The sequence below is a fragment of the Halolamina salifodinae genome, assembly GCF_017874235.1.
Classification (GTDB): Archaea; Halobacteriota; Halobacteria; order Halobacteriales; family Haloferacaceae; genus Halolamina; species Halolamina salifodinae.
In genome coordinates this window covers 379,345-394,967 of record NZ_JAGGLC010000002.1, presented here as the reverse complement: position 1 = coordinate 394,967, position 15,623 = coordinate 379,345, and the positions used below count along the sequence as shown (strand labels likewise).

Annotated in this window: 14 protein-coding genes; 5 read left to right on the top strand and 9 right to left on the bottom strand. The window is 62.6% G+C overall.

The features are described 5' to 3' along the window. The first annotated feature begins 20 nt into the window (after nucleotides 1–20). Together J2753_RS06435 and J2753_RS06430 are read left to right on the top strand one after the other, a co-directional pair. Nucleotides 21–1,112, top strand: a complete 1,092-nt coding sequence (locus J2753_RS06435) for an ABC transporter ATP-binding protein (RefSeq protein WP_209491098.1) — start codon at nucleotides 21–23, stop codon at nucleotides 1,110–1,112. 41 nt (nucleotides 1,113–1,153) lie between these two features. Continuing rightward, nucleotides 1,154–2,962: an ABC transporter permease subunit gene (locus tag J2753_RS06430; RefSeq protein ID WP_209491097.1), complete on the top strand. Its 1,809-nt coding sequence runs from the start codon at nucleotides 1,154–1,156 to the stop codon at nucleotides 2,960–2,962. A gap of 126 nt (nucleotides 2,963–3,088) precedes the next feature. Here the strand turns inward: J2753_RS06430 and J2753_RS06425 are convergent, their stop codons facing one another. Genes J2753_RS06425 through J2753_RS06415 form a run of 3 tightly spaced genes read right to left on the bottom strand, consistent with a single transcriptional unit; the run spans nucleotide 3,089 to nucleotide 6,606 of the window. Continuing rightward, complete coding sequence (locus J2753_RS06425; RefSeq protein ID WP_209491096.1) at nucleotides 3,089–4,261, bottom strand: metal-dependent hydrolase family protein; 1,173 nt, start codon at nucleotides 4,259–4,261, stop codon at nucleotides 3,089–3,091. Next, complete coding sequence (locus J2753_RS06420) at nucleotides 4,261–5,424, bottom strand: M24 family metallopeptidase (RefSeq protein ID WP_209491095.1); 1,164 nt, start codon at nucleotides 5,422–5,424, stop codon at nucleotides 4,261–4,263. Before J2753_RS06420 ends, J2753_RS06425 begins: the two co-directional genes overlap by 1 nt. 3 nt (nucleotides 5,425–5,427) lie before the next feature. Further along, nucleotides 5,428–6,606: a M24 family metallopeptidase gene (locus J2753_RS06415; protein ID WP_209491094.1), complete on the bottom strand. Its 1,179-nt coding sequence runs from the start codon at nucleotides 6,604–6,606 to the stop codon at nucleotides 5,428–5,430. A 137-nt stretch (nucleotides 6,607–6,743) separates the two neighbouring features. Between J2753_RS06415 and J2753_RS06410 the strand changes: the two genes are divergently transcribed. The 3 genes from J2753_RS06410 to J2753_RS06400 are packed head-to-tail and all read left to right on the top strand — an operon-like array spanning nucleotide 6,744 to nucleotide 8,970. Then, entirely contained in the window at nucleotides 6,744–7,850 is a 1,107-nt protein-coding gene (locus J2753_RS06410; protein WP_209491093.1) for a M24 family metallopeptidase, read from the top strand. 59 nt (nucleotides 7,851–7,909) lie between these two features. Next, nucleotides 7,910–8,749, top strand: a complete 840-nt coding sequence (locus J2753_RS06405; RefSeq protein WP_209491092.1) for a proline dehydrogenase family protein — start codon at nucleotides 7,910–7,912, stop codon at nucleotides 8,747–8,749. Between the two features lie 50 nt (nucleotides 8,750–8,799). Beyond that, on the top strand, nucleotides 8,800–8,970 hold the full coding sequence (locus tag J2753_RS06400; protein WP_209491091.1) for a hypothetical protein: 171 nt from the start codon (nucleotides 8,800–8,802) through the stop codon (nucleotides 8,968–8,970). Between the two features lie 283 nt (nucleotides 8,971–9,253). Here J2753_RS06400 and J2753_RS06395 read toward each other — a convergent pair whose 3' ends face one another. The 6 genes from J2753_RS06395 to J2753_RS06370 all read right to left on the bottom strand — a co-directional run bounded on the left by J2753_RS06395 (nucleotide 9,254) and on the right by J2753_RS06370 (nucleotide 15,606). Continuing rightward, nucleotides 9,254–9,691, bottom strand: coding sequence for a type II toxin-antitoxin system VapC family toxin (locus tag J2753_RS06395; protein ID WP_209491090.1), 438 nt, complete (start codon nucleotides 9,689–9,691; stop codon nucleotides 9,254–9,256). Then, nucleotides 9,692–9,955 carry an AbrB/MazE/SpoVT family DNA-binding domain-containing protein gene (locus tag J2753_RS06390; protein ID WP_209491089.1) on the bottom strand — a complete coding sequence of 88 codons (264 nt, stop codon included), beginning with the start codon at nucleotides 9,953–9,955 and terminating at the stop codon, nucleotides 9,692–9,694. 251 nt (nucleotides 9,956–10,206) lie between these two features. Further along, complete coding sequence (locus tag J2753_RS06385) at nucleotides 10,207–11,571, bottom strand: geranylgeranyl reductase family protein (RefSeq protein ID WP_209491088.1); 1,365 nt, start codon at nucleotides 11,569–11,571, stop codon at nucleotides 10,207–10,209. 80 nt (nucleotides 11,572–11,651) lie between these two features. Next, nucleotides 11,652–12,860, bottom strand: a complete 1,209-nt coding sequence (locus J2753_RS06380) for an ABC transporter permease (protein ID WP_209491206.1) — start codon at nucleotides 12,858–12,860, stop codon at nucleotides 11,652–11,654. Between the two features lie 56 nt (nucleotides 12,861–12,916). Next, nucleotides 12,917–14,008 (bottom strand): ABC transporter permease, encoded by a 1,092-nt coding sequence (locus tag J2753_RS06375; RefSeq protein ID WP_209491205.1) that lies wholly within the window; start codon nucleotides 14,006–14,008, stop codon nucleotides 12,917–12,919. Nucleotides 14,009–14,043: 35 nt separating this feature from the next. Then, nucleotides 14,044–15,606 (bottom strand): ABC transporter ATP-binding protein, encoded by a 1,563-nt coding sequence (locus J2753_RS06370; RefSeq protein ID WP_209491087.1) that lies wholly within the window; start codon nucleotides 15,604–15,606, stop codon nucleotides 14,044–14,046. Nucleotides 15,607–15,623: the final 17 nt, after the last annotated feature.

The window sequence follows — 15,623 nt, the reverse complement described above, 5'->3', positions numbered from 1 at the left end:
GTCAAATTTAACACCAATCAATGTCTGATAATGTCGTCAATCTCCGGCAAGTCACGAAGAAGTTCGGTAGCCTTACGGCCGTTAACAATGCGGACCTCGAGATCGAACGTGGAGAGCTCATAACGCTGTTGGGACCGAGTGGTTGCGGGAAAACCACGACACTACGCATGATCGCGGGGTTCGAGACCCCGACCGAAGGCGTCGTCGAACTCAACGGGAACGATGTGAGCGATGTCCCTCCATACGAGCGCGACATCGGCATGGTCTTCCAGTATTTTGCGCTGTTCCCGCACATGACCGTCGCCGACAACATCGCGTTCGGGCTGAAAATGAAGGGCGTCGACCAGTCAGAGATCGACGATCGCATCGAGGAGGTACTAGAGATGGTTTCCCTCCCGGAGGTCGGCGACCGATACCCGGAGAACCTCTCCGGTGGGCAACAACAGCGAATCGCCCTCGCCCGTTCCTTGGTTGTAGAACCCGACGTGTTGCTCCTCGACGAACCGCTCTCTAGTCTCGACAAGAAGCTCCGCGAGGAGATGCGCATGGAGATCATGCGCCTCCACCGTGAGCTCAACGTCACGATGGTCTATGTGACACACAATCAGACAGAGGCACTCGCGATCTCAGACCGGATGGCGGTGATGAACGACGGGGAGATCAGACAGGTGGGTGCTCCGACAGAGGTCTACCAGGAACCGGCCGGCGAGTTCGTCGCTGACTTCATCGGTAGCGCAAACCTCGTCGACGGAACGATCACGTCGAACACAGATTCGTACGAGATAGCCACGGAACTCGATGTCGACATCACTGCCGGCCCGGATACGTCGGTTCACGACGGGAATCTAGAGGATGGTAACTCGGTAACGATCTTGCTCAGACCAGAACGGCTGTCGCTCCAGTCTGGGTCGGGCAACGGCACGAATACACTGTCGGGCACACTCCGGGAAGTCACGTATCTCGGATCTTCGGCGGAGTACTTCGTTGAACTCGCTGACGGAACGGAGGTACAGGTAACGAGTCCGGTCCGTGGCACGATCGATGTTTCCCCAGGGGACGAGGTCACAGTTTCGTTCGATCCGGATGCCCCGATCCTTCTCGGTGATCAATAATGGCTGCGTCATCACAAATCGGATCGACGGTGTTTAGCAAGATGAAGACGTGGCTCAACCCCCTCTTCGAGCCGCTACACGAGCGACTGCTATCATTCGTTCAGGAACACAAGGACTCGAAATGGGCTCCAATCTTCATCATGAGCCCATACCTTCTCTACATGGGGGTATTCTTCGCGATTCCGGTGGTTTACATGTTTGCTGTGAGCTTCTTTACCAACGTCGCCACCGGGACGATGGAGGCCACACTCACACTGGAGAACTACGTTGAGGTCTTCACGACATCGTTATACGTGGATACACTACTTCTCACGGTCGAAATCAGCCTAATCTCGACACTCATCGCGATCCTCGTCAGCTACCCCATCGCGTACTTCATCGTCTTCTCGTCGTGGAAGTACTCAAAAGTACTTATCCTCGCGGCAGTAGCTCCGATGCTGGTCGGGAACGTTGTTCGCGCGTTCGGTTGGTACGCGCTCCTCGACACAAGTGGCCTTGTCAACCAGATCATCAGCGTGTTCGGGATCGAGTACACATTACTTAACACGAAACCCGGACTCATAATCGCTATCGCGTCGGTCCTTATGCCGTTCGCAGTTCTCATCCTGCTGAGCAACCTTTTTTCGATTGACCAAGATCTCCTACAGGCAGGACAAAGCCTCGGCGGGAACCCGCTTCAGACCTTCTGGTACGTCACGTTCCCACTGTCTATGCCTGGTATTGTCGGGGCGACCTTGATCTCGTTCGTGCTTACGATGGGGACCTTCTCCACTGCCGTATTCATCGGTATGCCGCAAGTTCCGATGATCGGCCCTCTGATTTATCAGGCGGCCGCAGCGGGTCTAAACTGGCCGCTCGGTGCTGCGATGTCGTTCGTCCTACTCGCAGTGGCACTTGCCCTCATCACGATATACGGCCGCGTCATGGAGGTTGGGTCAAGCAGGCAAGGAGTGCAGTACAGCCTCGTCTCGGACGAGTCCGCAGAAATCGGTCGGGAGCGTGCGTTCTCCTTCGCTGGTCTGCTCGAAAAGCTTCCGTTCGATAAGCGAGTCGTGGGAACCCAGACGCTCGGAGCGCTGTTGTTGCGTGTGGGCCTCGTGGCAGCGTTCGTCTTCCTGTTGATTCCCGTCATCTTCGCAGTCCTGATCAGCTTCAGTCAGGGACTCTATGTGATTCCGCCGGAAACGCCCACGCTTCAGTGGTACATTGAGGCCGTCAACAGTGGCCGGTGGATCTCGTCGTTCGTCGTGAGTTTCCAGTACTCTATCATCGCGACACTCATCTCCCTGACGTTGAGTTTCAGTGCGGCCTACACCATCGGCCGCTACGACTTCCCGATGAAGCAGGCGATCAACTCGGCGACGTTCCTCCCCCTCATTATCCCGCAGCTCATCCTGGGGATCGCGCTACTGATCTTCTTAAACCAGTTCGGACTCGTCGGGAACATCTTGGGGCTCTCGATAGCTATCGCCGTGTACGCCACGCCGTTTGCGACGCAGTCGATGCTCATCGCGATGGAGAACTTCGACGAACACCTCGAAGAGGCGGCACAGATGTTGGGAGCTGACGAGATCCAGACGTTCCTCCGGGTGACGGTGCCGTGTCTGCTCCCGGGAATCATGTCGGCCGGGATTCTGGCGTTCATCATCAGCTACAGTAACCTGCAGATCGCTGTATTCATGCAGGGTCCGGGGATCGTTCCCGTTCCCGTCCGCATCTTCTCACAGATGCAGTTCGGTGCGACACCGATTATCGCGGCCATCGCCACGATCAATATCCTGATCACGCTGATCGCGATCATGGTCGTCGAGCGCCTCTTCGGTGCGGCCGAGGCGCTCGGCTACGCGTAGTCCTCCGACTGCGCTGACGCGTCGCTTTTTCTTCGCCGAGCCGGCAGTCGCTTCGAGTGAAAAAGACGGGGCGGCCCTCAACTGACCGGCCGGTGGTTCTCTGTCCGTCCGTGCCCTGTTGGGGTCTCAGTCGACGAGGACGCCATCCTTGACGACATGCTTGGGAGTGGCGACTGCGGTCACATCCGAGCACGGGTCGGCATCGAAGCAGACGAGGTCGGCCGTCGTGCCAGCCTCAACGACGCCCAGATCCGGTCTCCCAAGCTCTTTAGCCGCCGCAAGCGTCGCCGCCTCCAGTGCTGCCGACGGGTCCATCCCTTCCGCGACCATCTGCTGCAGTTCGAGGTGGAGTCCCGGATGAGGAACGTCCGGCGACCCGGCGTCGCTACCGACGAGGAGGCGGGTATCCGTATCCAGCGCTGTCCGGAATGCCTCCGCATGCTGTTCGTACACACGCTGGGCATTCCGTTTGGCGTAGCTCGGAATATTGCCGTCGCCGCCCGCTGCGATCCGCGCGTAGACGTACAGTGTTGGGTCGTACGCGGCATCGGATGCGGCTAAAGCCTCGACCAGGTCTTCGTCAAGTTGGTTACCGTGTTCGACTGTGTCGACGCCCGCTTCGATGGCGTTCGCGATGCCCTCGTGGCCGACTGCATGGGCTGCGACATCCATCTCGAACCTGTGAGCTTCATCGACGACGGCGGTGAGTTCCTCGAGGGAGAGTTCGGCGACGCCAGGGTCCTCGCCGACCGCTTGCCCGTAGACACCGCCCGTAGCGCTTACCTTGATGAGATCTGCGCCCGCGCTTCGGAGCTTGCGGACGGCTTGCCGGCACGCGCGGGGGCCGTCACTTTCGATCCCCCAGAATGGGTCGTGGCCGCCGGAGATGATGATGGTTCGGCCGCTCGCGTACGTTCGCGGCCCCTCGGTCCAGCCGTCCTTCACGGCCCGGCTGACGGCTATCGCGATGTCATCGACGCTCCCCACGTCCCGTACCGTTGTCACTCCGCCGTGAAGCTGTTCACGAGCGTTGTGGACGGCTCGGAGTGTGGTCTCCTGTTCGGACTCGTTTCGGAGCGTCTCGACAGGATCGCCCGACCCATCCCACACGAGGTGGACATGCATATCACAGAGACCGGGGATGATCGTCCCCGCCGCTCGTTCGACGACCGCCTCGCCGGGCTTCTCAGCTGAGACGTCGACAACGGCGCCCTCCTGTACTGCAATCCAGTGGTCCGGCCGCCGGCCGTTCCGAGCATCCCATACGTCCCCGTTGAGGAGGAGATCATACGTCGACATCAGTTGACAGTGAGAACGTCAGCGTCTGTCTCGGTGATTCGCTCTGCACCGTTCTCGGTCACGATCAGAGTGTCGGAGTGCCGGAGTGCGTTCCCTTTCTCGTGGAAGTAGAGGCCAGGTTCGACGCTGATCACCATTCCCGGTTTCAGCTCACCGGGCGACTGCGCGTTCAGCGCCGGATTCTCGTGGATCGTGATCCCCTCGCCGTGGCCAGTCCGGTGTTGAACCTTGTCGGCGAGCCCGGCCTGCTCGATCTGATCGAAAGTCCAAGCGTCGATCTCTGCGACGCTCTCACCCGGCCCGATCCGGTCGATTACCTGCTCACGGACGTTGACCAGCGTCTCCATCGCGTCGGTAACTTCGTCGTCGACGTCTCCCACGAGGAACGTCCGCTCCTCCTCGCAGATGTAGCCCTGAATCGATGGCAGTGATATTCCGACAACGCTATCGCCAGACTCGATCTGACGGGACGATGACAGGCTGTGGGGCTCCAGTGCATGTGGGCCGCTGAGGACGCTTGCAAACCCGTACTGGCCCAGTTCGTTCGCGGTGCCGATGTCGAACTCGGAATGCTGCTCCAGATACGTCCGGTAGTAGGCCTGCTGGACTTCCTCGACCGCCTCGATTTCGGGAACACCCGAGCGAATGGCGTCGAACATCGCCTCACAGCCCGCGTTTGCCAGATCCTGTGCCCGTCGGATTTTGTCGAGCTCCCAGGCGGTTTTGACGATACGGAGCGAAAGGAACTGATCCGAGGCGTCGACAAATTCGGGCTCAACACGTCCTTCCAGTTCGTTTACCCACTCAGGGCGGGCGTGGTCAGCATCGTATCCGAGCACATCCACGTTCTCGGGGACTGCCTCGGCCAGCACCTCGAAAGGACTGTCACTGTCTTCATAGAAGAGCGCGCGGTCGGTCCATGCAGTGCGGTCTGCCTTGCGCTCCTCTAGCCGCGGCCCAACGAAAACGCTCTCCTCGAGCGTGACGAGACCGATGACCGGCCGTGAGTACATTCCCGCGTAACAGCCGCTGAGATAGTAGGAGTTCGGCGGCGAGAACGCAACGAACCCGTCGAGGTCGGTCTCTGCGATGTGGTTACGCACCCGACCAAGCCGGTCGTCGTCGACGAATCGGTCGTGGGGGCTAGGGCTGATATCTTTCATTATCTAGAAATTAACCGTGAGCGCGTCAATGTCTCGTTCGTAGTACGTCAGCGGCTCAGTTCCATCCTCGGTGACGACTACTGTATCAGAGTGCCGGAACCCGCCGACACCGGGAACATAGAACCCCGGCTCAACGGTGTACAGTTCGCCCTCACGAACTGTCCCGTCGTAGTCCACGTCGAGGAAGGGACGCTCGTGGCCCTCGAGTCCGATATTGTGTCCAACGTGGTGTTTGGTGTATTCCGAAACGCCCTGTTCCTCGAAGTAGTCGACTACTGTCTCTTCGACGGCTGCATACTCTACACCGGGCGCGATGGCTTCGATGGCTAGATCCTGTGCCTCCGACATAATATCGAAGTACCCTCGCTGCTCCGCCGAGGGCTCCCCGACGAACATGGTTCGTTCGAGTTCCGTGGTGTAGCCACCGACGGTGGGTTTAACGATGGAGACGATGTTGTCTCCCTGCTGGATGCGGTTCGTCTGGTCCACGCTGTGGGGCTCGGCGGTCACGTCGCCCGTCGTGAACTTACACATTACCGGAGCACTCCAGTCAGTCATCTCGAATCGGTCACCCAGCGTATCGAGCATGACTTTCGTCCCTTCGGCTTCGACCTCGCTACTGATCGTGACCGGTCGCCGTCCCGGTTCGATTTTCTCTTGCAGGAGGCGGTGGGCGTAGTTCGCCCATACGCTAGCCTCCCGGATCAGATCGATTTCGGCCGCAGACTTGACTTCGCGCATGTCGGTGATGTACTCAGTCACGTCGACAGAGCCGGGGATCACGTCCGATAGCGCGGGGCCGGAGTACCCGTTGCGTGCTGGGCTCCCATCAGCATCAGCCGCGATGGACCCGTCGGCGATCCCGAGTCGTTCGCACATCTCGGCTGCGCGTTGCATCGGGTCCCCTTGCGGATAATCGAAGTAGGCGGTTACATCGTCGAAGGGGAACTCCTCGCGCTCGGCATGCTCCTTCTCCAGTCGGGGGACGACCGCCTCAACCCGTTCCCGAGTCATCCCGACGATACAAGGACGCTCTGTGGGCAAGTGGTACATCCCGGTCGCGTACTGGATATCCAACGCGCCGAACAGGACGACACCGTCGTGCCCATCTGCGGACGCCCGGTCGAGGAGTTCGGTGCGTCGACTTTCGTGTTCCCTGCTGCTTATGGCTAGATCTGCCATGCTATTCGGTCACTATCTACAACCTAATACCCCTGAGAAAGAGGTATTGATTGCCGGAAGCTCCCGCCGCAATCGCTTGATCCGGCGAGATCATCGCATTCACACAGATTTATACTGGTCATGACGATTGAACTACCATGGCAAGCCATAGCAATAGCGATAGAGTCACACGACTATTCGGGACCCTCCCAGGCAACGTCGACGTGGTTGCGCTGTCTCCCGGTGAAACTCTGCGGTATTTCACGGGGTTGAAGATGCACAAGAGCGAGCGCCCGACGCTCGTGTTTCTGTTCCGAGACGGCTCTCCTGTGGTCGTTCACCCGGAACTGGAGGGCGACCGTATTGAGGAATCGCTCCCGGACGCAGAGCGGTACACGTACGAGGACGCGACCGATCCTGTCATCGCGGCCCAGGGCGCGTTCGAGCGGCTCACGGACGAGCGAACGATCCCCGAGCCGATCGGCGCCGAGTTCCGCTCGACGCGGCTACTCGAACGGGAAGTGTTCGCCCCTGATGGTGAGGAGGTTGTCGATGTCGAGAACGCTGTCGCGGCCGTCCGGTCCCGGAAGGATGATGGCGAGATTGAGCGGATGCGTACCGCTGTTGAGATTATCGAAGGGATCTTCCAGGACGTTTTCGAGCTGATCGAGCCCGGCATGACCGAGATCGATATCGAGACGGAGATCAAGAAACGTGTCATGGAGAGTGACGCGGACGCGTACGGGGTCGGTATCGTCACGAGCGGTGAACGGACCGCCCACGCCCACGCGAATACAGGGTCCCGTGCTGTGGAGGACGGCGACCTCGTGATGATCGATGCGGGGGTCATCTACGAAGGGTACTACTCGGACATCACGCGAACCGTGGCCGTTGGCGAACCGGAATCGGAGCTAGTCGAGATTTACAACGTTGTTCAGGAAGCTGCCGCGGCCGCCCGTGACTGTGTCGAGCCCGGCGTCGAGTTCCAGGAGATCGACCGTGCTGCCCGGACTGTCATCGAGGATGCGGGATACGGCGAGTACTTCCCCCACCGTGTTGGACACGGGCTCGGACTCGAAGGTCACGAGCCTCCGTATCTCGTTGAAGGGAACGACGGAACGCTAGAGCCCGGGCATGCCGTCACGGTCGAGCCCGGCATCTACGTTCCCGGCCTCGGAGGCGTCCGGATCGAGGACGACGTAGTCGTGACTGAGGACGGATCGGCCGTACTCTCTACCAGCTCACGGGACCTTCGAATACTCTAGGTTCGAAGCCGCGCCAATTTCGACACCTGTCCAACACATCAATCCACATCCATCAACATATGATTCCACCTATCGCAAGCCGGTTCGTCGCCGGTGAATCTCCCGAATCAGCGCTCGACCACACTCAGTCGATGAACGACGACGACGTTGGTGTCATCCTGAACCTCCTCGGTGAACACTACGATGAGACTGATCCCGCCCGGAGTGATGCTACCTCGTACGTCAACCTGATCTCAGAGATGGCCGCTCGTGATATCACGGCATGCGTGTCAGTCAAGCCGTCACAGATCGGGATCGATATCTCGGACGACCTCTTCGCCGAGAACCTCCGTCGCATCGTCGACCACGCCCACGAACACGACGTGTTCGTCTGGTGTGACATGGAGGATGCAGACACGACCGACGCCACGCTCGATACATTTGTCGACCTCGCAACGGAGTATCCTTGGACAGTCGGACAATGTATCCAGGCGAACCTCAAGCGTACTGCTGAGGACCTCAACCGAACTGTCGACGTGCCTGGCAAAATCCGACTGGTAAAAGGAGCCTACGACGAGCCGGGGTCTATCGCGCATACCGATAAGGCGCGTATCGACGAAGCGTACGAAGAGGAACTGGAGTACTTGTTTGAGCACAGAGATCGAGGCATCGCAGTCGGTAGTCATGATCCGAAAATGATTGAGTTAGCCCATCGGCTTGGGGCGGAGCATGATACCGACTACGAGATTCAGATGCTGATGGGCGTTCGTGAGGACGCCCAGCGCCGTCTCGCCGCCGAGGACGTCCCAGTATGGCAGTATGCGCCGTATGGCGACAAGTGGCTCTCGTACTTCTACCGGCGCGTCCGCGAACGTAAGGAGAACGCGCTCTTTGCGGCGCGGGCAGTGATCGGTATCTGAATGCCGTCGCTGGACTCGGCTGGATCGTCGGCGAGTACCCGAATGTCGCGATGGACATCGTCGAGGACCTGGTGACGTCGACGTTCACCGAGTTGCCCGAAGACGACCACCCAATCGTTCGTGAGAACGCCTGCTGGGCGCTTGATTACCTCGCTGCGCGTGAGACAGAACCGACGTTGCGGAAACGCGTTGATGAGGACGACCTTGCGGAAACGCGTTGATGAGGACGAGAACGTCGACGTCCGGACGCGTGCGTCGTGGACGCTTAGCCGAACGGGTCGGTAGCTCCTGTAGGGTGTTCGTCTGCGGAAGCGTAAAGCCGGTCGGACCAGTCTAACTCCAGTGCCCGCCTCTTTCGAAGGAAATCTTCACCCCACGCTTGTGCGTACTGACCGATGGCCGCGTAGTACGACACGTCATCGACAGACTAGGCGGGCGAGAAGCCACAGACATGGGCTGTACTCGATAGGTCTGGCAGAAGGGGTGGCCGACGACAACTCCCAGCTACGGCGTGAACGGGTCAGTTGCAGTATTCAGTCGGGTTATCCCGTCAAACGCATCGAAGTCGTCGTCGAAAGAATAGACGTACTCGATGTCGTTGGACAGCATATATGCGGCAATGACCGAGTCTACCCACTCGGGGCCGGACGACTCGTGGAGGCGGAACAGCCGCTCGCCCTTCGAGTGGATCCCTTTCGGGATGTGGACGAACTCAAAGCCGCGGCTCTCTTGGAGGAGTTCGAGTGTCTCTGTCGCAGTTGACTTGCTGATCCGCTTCTGAATCGGGTGGAGAATCTCGGGGACGACGTAGTTTACCAGCCTCGCACGAGGCAACTCACCCCTGTCGATTCCGCCGAAAATCTCCGCTGCGATGTCGTGACGCTTGGCGTTCGAGTTACGTGCGTCCAGTACGACATTCGCGTCGATGATGACTTCCGGCATCTACTGGATCCACGTGCCTTCGGCAACTTCCTCGCCGTCCCACTCCGGGCCGTCGAACGGCGCTGCGTCTTCGAACGCTCCGTAGCGTTCGTGGACGATCTCCAGTGAGAGCTCCCCATCCGAAACAACCCATCGAACTGTGTCGCCTGGTTCGATCTTCTCGCCCAACGCCTTTCGGATCTCCGACGGAATCGTTGTCCCGTAGCTGTCGTTGACGGTCGACTTCGCTTCGATCCGATTCTGGTTCTCCGACCCACTCGACATACATGGAAGTGAGTGCTCCAATAAGGTAAATTTCCCGCCTAATTGGGGCTGGGTTCTGCCATCGGCACCCTCTCCGAACTACAGCGTGAGGATTCCTTGAGTGGAATATTCTGCTCTGTTGAATAGCGGTGTCTTCGTGGACAGCTACAAGTTGGCTTGCCTTATGAGCCTCTAACAGTAGTGGTCTCGAACCCGGTTCGGCTTCATCTCATCTCAGAGGCCGCTATTCAACACGGCAGAAAAAGGCGCTCTCAGTACTTGGGGTCCGCACCGGTCTGCTCGTAGACGCGCTCCATGATGGAGTCGCGCTGGTCCTGCCAACGCGGCAGCGCCGAGGGTCGGTCCGGGTAGGACTCGTAGTGGTCCAGCAGTTCCTCGGCAAGGTTCCGGACCTGATAGATCTCCCATAGCTGGTCGAGGTGGCCGATTGCCCCGCGCAGCGTCTGGAGCGCGGTCCGCGGGCCGATGGAGGCTTTCCCGGAGTAGAGCGCCTCGGCGATGGGTTCGCCCGGCAGCGAGGCGAGCATCGACGTGAGTTCGTCGACCTCGACGGCCGTCGAGAGGATGTTGTACACGTCGAGTGCGGCGTAGCGCGCGCCGAAATGCTCCATGACGCGCTCGTTGTAGCGCCAGAGCTCCTCGTCCGTGCGACCGCCCGAGATGGCCGCGATGGCCTCTTCGGCGGCGTACTGCCCGGAGTAGGCGGCGCCGGCGATGCCACCCCCCGTTGTGGGGTTGACGAGGCCGGCGGCGTCGCCAACGGCGACCATCCCCGGCGCCGTCGCGGAGTCGTACGGCCGGCGGGTCGGGAGCGCGGCGCCGAGTTTGTCGACGACCTCAGCGCCCTCGAACTCGGGGCGGTTCCGGAGGTCCTTCTTGAGGTCCTGTACCAGCTTCATCGGCTCCTCAGTCATCTGGAAGCCCAGCCCGACGTTGATGGTCGTCGGCGTGCGCGGGAAGTACCAGAGGTAGCCCGAGGCGCGGTCGGTCGGCTTGAAGACGAGGGCGTCGTCCCAGTCGACTGGCTCCGGGACTTCGACGATTTCGCGGTACGCCGAGCAGAACTGCGAGTAGGAGACGTTGGTGTCGAAGGTGGCGTTCGAGAGGTCGGCGTTGTCCTGCAGCACCGAGAGCGCGCCGGCGGCGTCGATGGTGATGTCGGCGTGGAACGTCTCGACCTCACCCTTGCGCTTGCCGCGGACGCCGGTGACACGGCCGTTCTCCTGGAGCACGTCGCTGACGACCGTGCCGTAGTGGAACTCCGCGCCGGCGGCCTCGGTGGCCTCGATGATCTTCCGGCCGTACTCCCAGCGGTCGATGACCGCGAGTTCGCCCGGCACGGGGATGTCGAGCACCGTGTCTTCGGAGGGGATCTCGAAGCGCCCGTGGTCGACGCCGGTGTTGGTGAACGAGGACTCGATCTTGGATTTGGGGATCGCGTCCGGGAACGAGTCCGCGCCCTTCAGGGCGTCGCCGCAGGCGATGTGGCCCGCCTCCGTCTCGTCCTTGCGCTCGACGACGGCCACGTCCAGACCCTCGTGGGCGGCCGTCGCGGCCGCGTAACAGCCGGACGTGCCCGAGCCGACGACGACGATGTCGTACTCGTGTGTACTCATTTGCCAACTATCGGGTGGGAGGGTGCAAAACTCTTTATCACGACGGCGGGGGGTGAGAACCGTCGAAAAAGGCCGCGCGCTCAGTCCTCGTCGCTCTCGTAGTGTTCGCCGGCCGCGTCGGGGGTTCGGGTCCGCCCGACCAGCGCGAGCACGATGATGACCGTGACGTACGGCACCGTCTGCATCAGCGAGTCCGGGACGGCGTAGTTGAGCTGCTGGAGGCGGAACTGGAGTGCGTCCAGCGCCGCGAACAGCAGCGACGCGCCGAACGCGCCGAAGGGGTTGTAGTTGCCAAACAGCATCGCGGTGATGCCGATCCAGCCCCGGCCGTCGATCATCGTCGTGCCGCTGCCGACGAAGCTCCCCACGCGGCCGAGCGAGAGGCCGGCGCCGCCGATGCCCGAAAACACACCCGAGAGCAGGACGGCGGCGTAGCGCACCCGGCGCACGTCGACGCCCGCGGTGTCGAGGGCTTTGGGGTTCTCCCCGCTCGCACGCACCCAGTAGCCGAAGGAGGTGTGGGCGAGCACGTACCACGAGAGCGGCGTCGCCAGCAGCAGGAAGTAGACGACCGGACCGGCATTGAACAGCACCGTTCCGAGGACGGGTAGCTCCGAGAGCCCCGGCACCGTCCACGTGCCGAGCGTGTCGACGCCCGGGGAGTTGACGGCGCCCCAGATCACGTTGCTGGCGAACGGCGCCACGCCCAGCGCGATCAGCCAGACTGCCAGCCCCGCGATCACCTGGTCCGCGCGGTACTCGATGGTGACCACCGCGAACAGCAGCGCGAACGCGGTACTGACCAGCACCGCGGTGTAGAACGCGAGCCACGTGGCTGCGAGTGTCGGCCCCGCGAGCGCGACCGTGAGACCGGCGAGCGCGGCCGTCGCGAGCACGCCGCCACCCGCGCGGACCGCGATTTCCCCCGTCGTGTCACCGAGCAGCCCCAGCAGGGCGCCGGCGACCGCGAGCAGCACCGCGATCACGAGCAGTAGGACGATCCCCGGACCGACCGCGGTGGTGCCGTCGCCGGTGAGCCAGTGGGCGACCGCGACACCGGTGAACGCCGAGAGGATCAGGAGCCCTTCGAGGCCGATGTTGATCACGCCGCTGCGTTCCGCGAAGATGCCCCCGAGCGCGGCGAAGGCGATGGGGACCGAGAGTCGGAGCGCCGAGGCGGCGTAGGCCGAGTCCATGATCCCGAGAATCGACCCCGCCGTAGCCAAGGCCCCGCCGATGGCTGCCCCGACGACGGTGTTCGGGAATAGCTCGACGATAGCTGTGAGCATGATGACGGCGAGCACGAAGGCACCGAGACCGGCGAGCCGCCGGGTCGGGCTCGGTCTCATCGTACACCCCCCATACCCCAGCGCACGCCGAGCGTCCGGAAGAGCTCCGGCATGGCGACCAGCAGGATCACCAGCCCCCGGATGACGCCGACGAGCTGTCGGGGCACGCCCAGTTGGAAGTCGATAGAGAGGCTGCCGGCCTGCATCGAGCCGAACAGCGGCCCGGCGAACAGCACCCCGAGGGGGTTGTTGCTCGCCAGCACCGAGACGGTGATGCCGTCGAAGCCGAGCGCGGGGACGCCGTTGACCCAGCGCCCGACCGACATCAGCACCCAGACCGCGCCACCGAGGCCGCCGATGGCCCCCGAAAGGGTCATGCTCGTGACCATCATGCGCTTGGCGTCGACGCCGGCGTAGTCCGCGGCGTCGGGCTGGATCCCGGCGGTCCGGAGGTCGTAGCCGAACGCGGTGCCCCAGAGCAGGTAGGTGACCGCGAGCACGAGCAGCACCGCCATCGCCAGCGCGAGTCCCGGGCCGAACGTCGCGGCCGCGGGCACGTCACGCGTCTCGACGCTCCCGCTGCCGGGCTTCTGGAAGTACGCCGAGACGAGGAAGAACGCCACGTCGCTCGCGATGAAGTTGAGCATGATGGTGGTGATGACCTCGTTCGCGTCGGCGTAGGCTTTCAGCGCGCCCGGGATGGCGGCGTAGAGCCCCCCGACGACGGCGCCTGCGAGCATCGCCACGCCCGCGATCAGCACGCCGCCGACTGCGCCGTCCGGCGCTGCCGGACCGACCCGGACGGCGACCAGCGCGGCCGCGAGCGCACCGAGCACGAGTTGGCCCTGCGTCCCGATGTTGAACAGGCCCGCGCGAAACGAGACGGCGACGGCCAGCCCCGTGAACAGCAACAGCGCGGAGTTCTTCAGCGTCTCCTGGAGCACGAACGGGTCGGACAGCGGCGCCAGGAACAGGTAGCGATAGACGGCGAGAGGGTTGTAGCAGAACGGCCCGAGAATCGGGTCCGAACAGGTCGCGAACACGCCCGCGACCAGCGTGACGACGCCCCCGATCAGGATGGCGGTCAACAGCGCGGCGACACTGACTGCCAGTCGCTCGCCCGCGGAGGCGTCGACCAGCCGGCCCATGAGGCCCGCAATCGGGCCGGGGAGCCGGTCGGGGTTCACTGCGCCTCACCCCCGACACGGCGGGTCGCTTTCGGCACGTCCGGCGGCCGCTCGCCGGCCATCAGCAGTCCTAACTCCTCCTCGGTGATTTCCTCGGGGTCAACCACGTCGACGAGTTCGCCGTCGTGCATCACGCCGAGTCGGTCCGAGAGCCCGCGCACCTCGTCGAGTTTCGAGGAGACCAGCAGCACCGCGGTCCCCTCCTCGCGCAGGCCCAGCAGTTGGTCGTGGATGAACTCCACGCTCCCCACGTCGACGCCGCGTGTCGGGTGAGAGGCGACGACGGCGTCGGGATCGCGGGCGAACTCCCGCCCGACGATGAACTTCTGCTGGTTCCCGCCCGACAGCGAGTGGGCGGCCGCGTCGGCGTCGGCCGGGCGCACGTCGTACTCCTCGATGATGTCGTCGGCGTGGGTCTCGGCGTCGTCCCACCGGATGCGCCCCGACGAGGCGAACTGCGGGTCGCGCTGACTGCCGAGCAGGCCGTTCTCAGTCAGATCGTAGGACATCACTAGCCCGCGGGCCTGCCGATCCTCCGGCACGTACGCCATGCCGTCGTCGATGCGCTGGCGTCGCGGGGCGTGGGTCACGTCCTCGTTCCCGAGGAAGACCTGCCCGGCCGCGGGCGTGGCCATGCCCGTGAGCGCGTCGACCAGTTCGGACTGGCCGTTGCCGTCGACGCCGGCGATGCCGAACACTTCGCCCTCGGCGACCTGGAGGTCGACGCCGTCGACGGCGCGGACGCCACGGTCGTCCTCAACGACCAGGTCACGCGTGGCGAGACCGATGTCGCCGAGTTCGACGGGCGGTTTGTCGGTATCGAACAGCACCTCGCGGCCGACCATCAGCTCCGCGAGTTCGGTGTCGGTCACGCTGTCGGCGTCGACGGTGCCGACATCCTTCCCGTCGCGCAACACGGTGACCGCGTCGGCGGCGGTGGTCACCTCGCTCAGCTTGTGGCTGATGAAGATGATCGTCTTGCCGGCCTCGGTGAGTTCGTCGAACACGCCGAACAGCTCCTCGACCTCCTGGGGGGTGAGGACGGCTGTCGGCTCGTCGAGGATCAGCACGTCGGCGCCCCGGTAGAGCGCCTTCAGGATCTCGATACGCTGCTGTTCGCCGACCGAGAGATCCTCGACCGTCGCCGTGGGGTCGACGTCGAAGCCGTAGCGATCCGCGAGTTCGGCAACCGCCTCGCGGGCACGCTCGCGGTCGACCGCGAGGCCGCCCCACTTCTGGGGCTCGTTGCCGAGGACGATGTTTTGGGTCACGGTCATCGGCTCCACGAGCATGAAGTGCTGGTGGATCATGCCGATACCGGCGTCGATAGCGTCCCGGGGGGAGTCGAACGTCCGCGGCTCGCCGTCGATGACGACGGTGCCGCCGGTGGGCCGGTAGAGCCCGTAGAGGACGTTCATCAGCGTCGTTTTGCCGGCTCCGTTCTCGCCGAGGAGGGCGTGGACGCTCCCGCGTTCGACGGTGAGGTCGACCTCGTCGTTCGCGAGGACGCCCGGGAACTGTTTGGTGATCTGTCTGAGATCGACCGCTGGGGCGCTCATCTGGTTGTGAGAGTGGG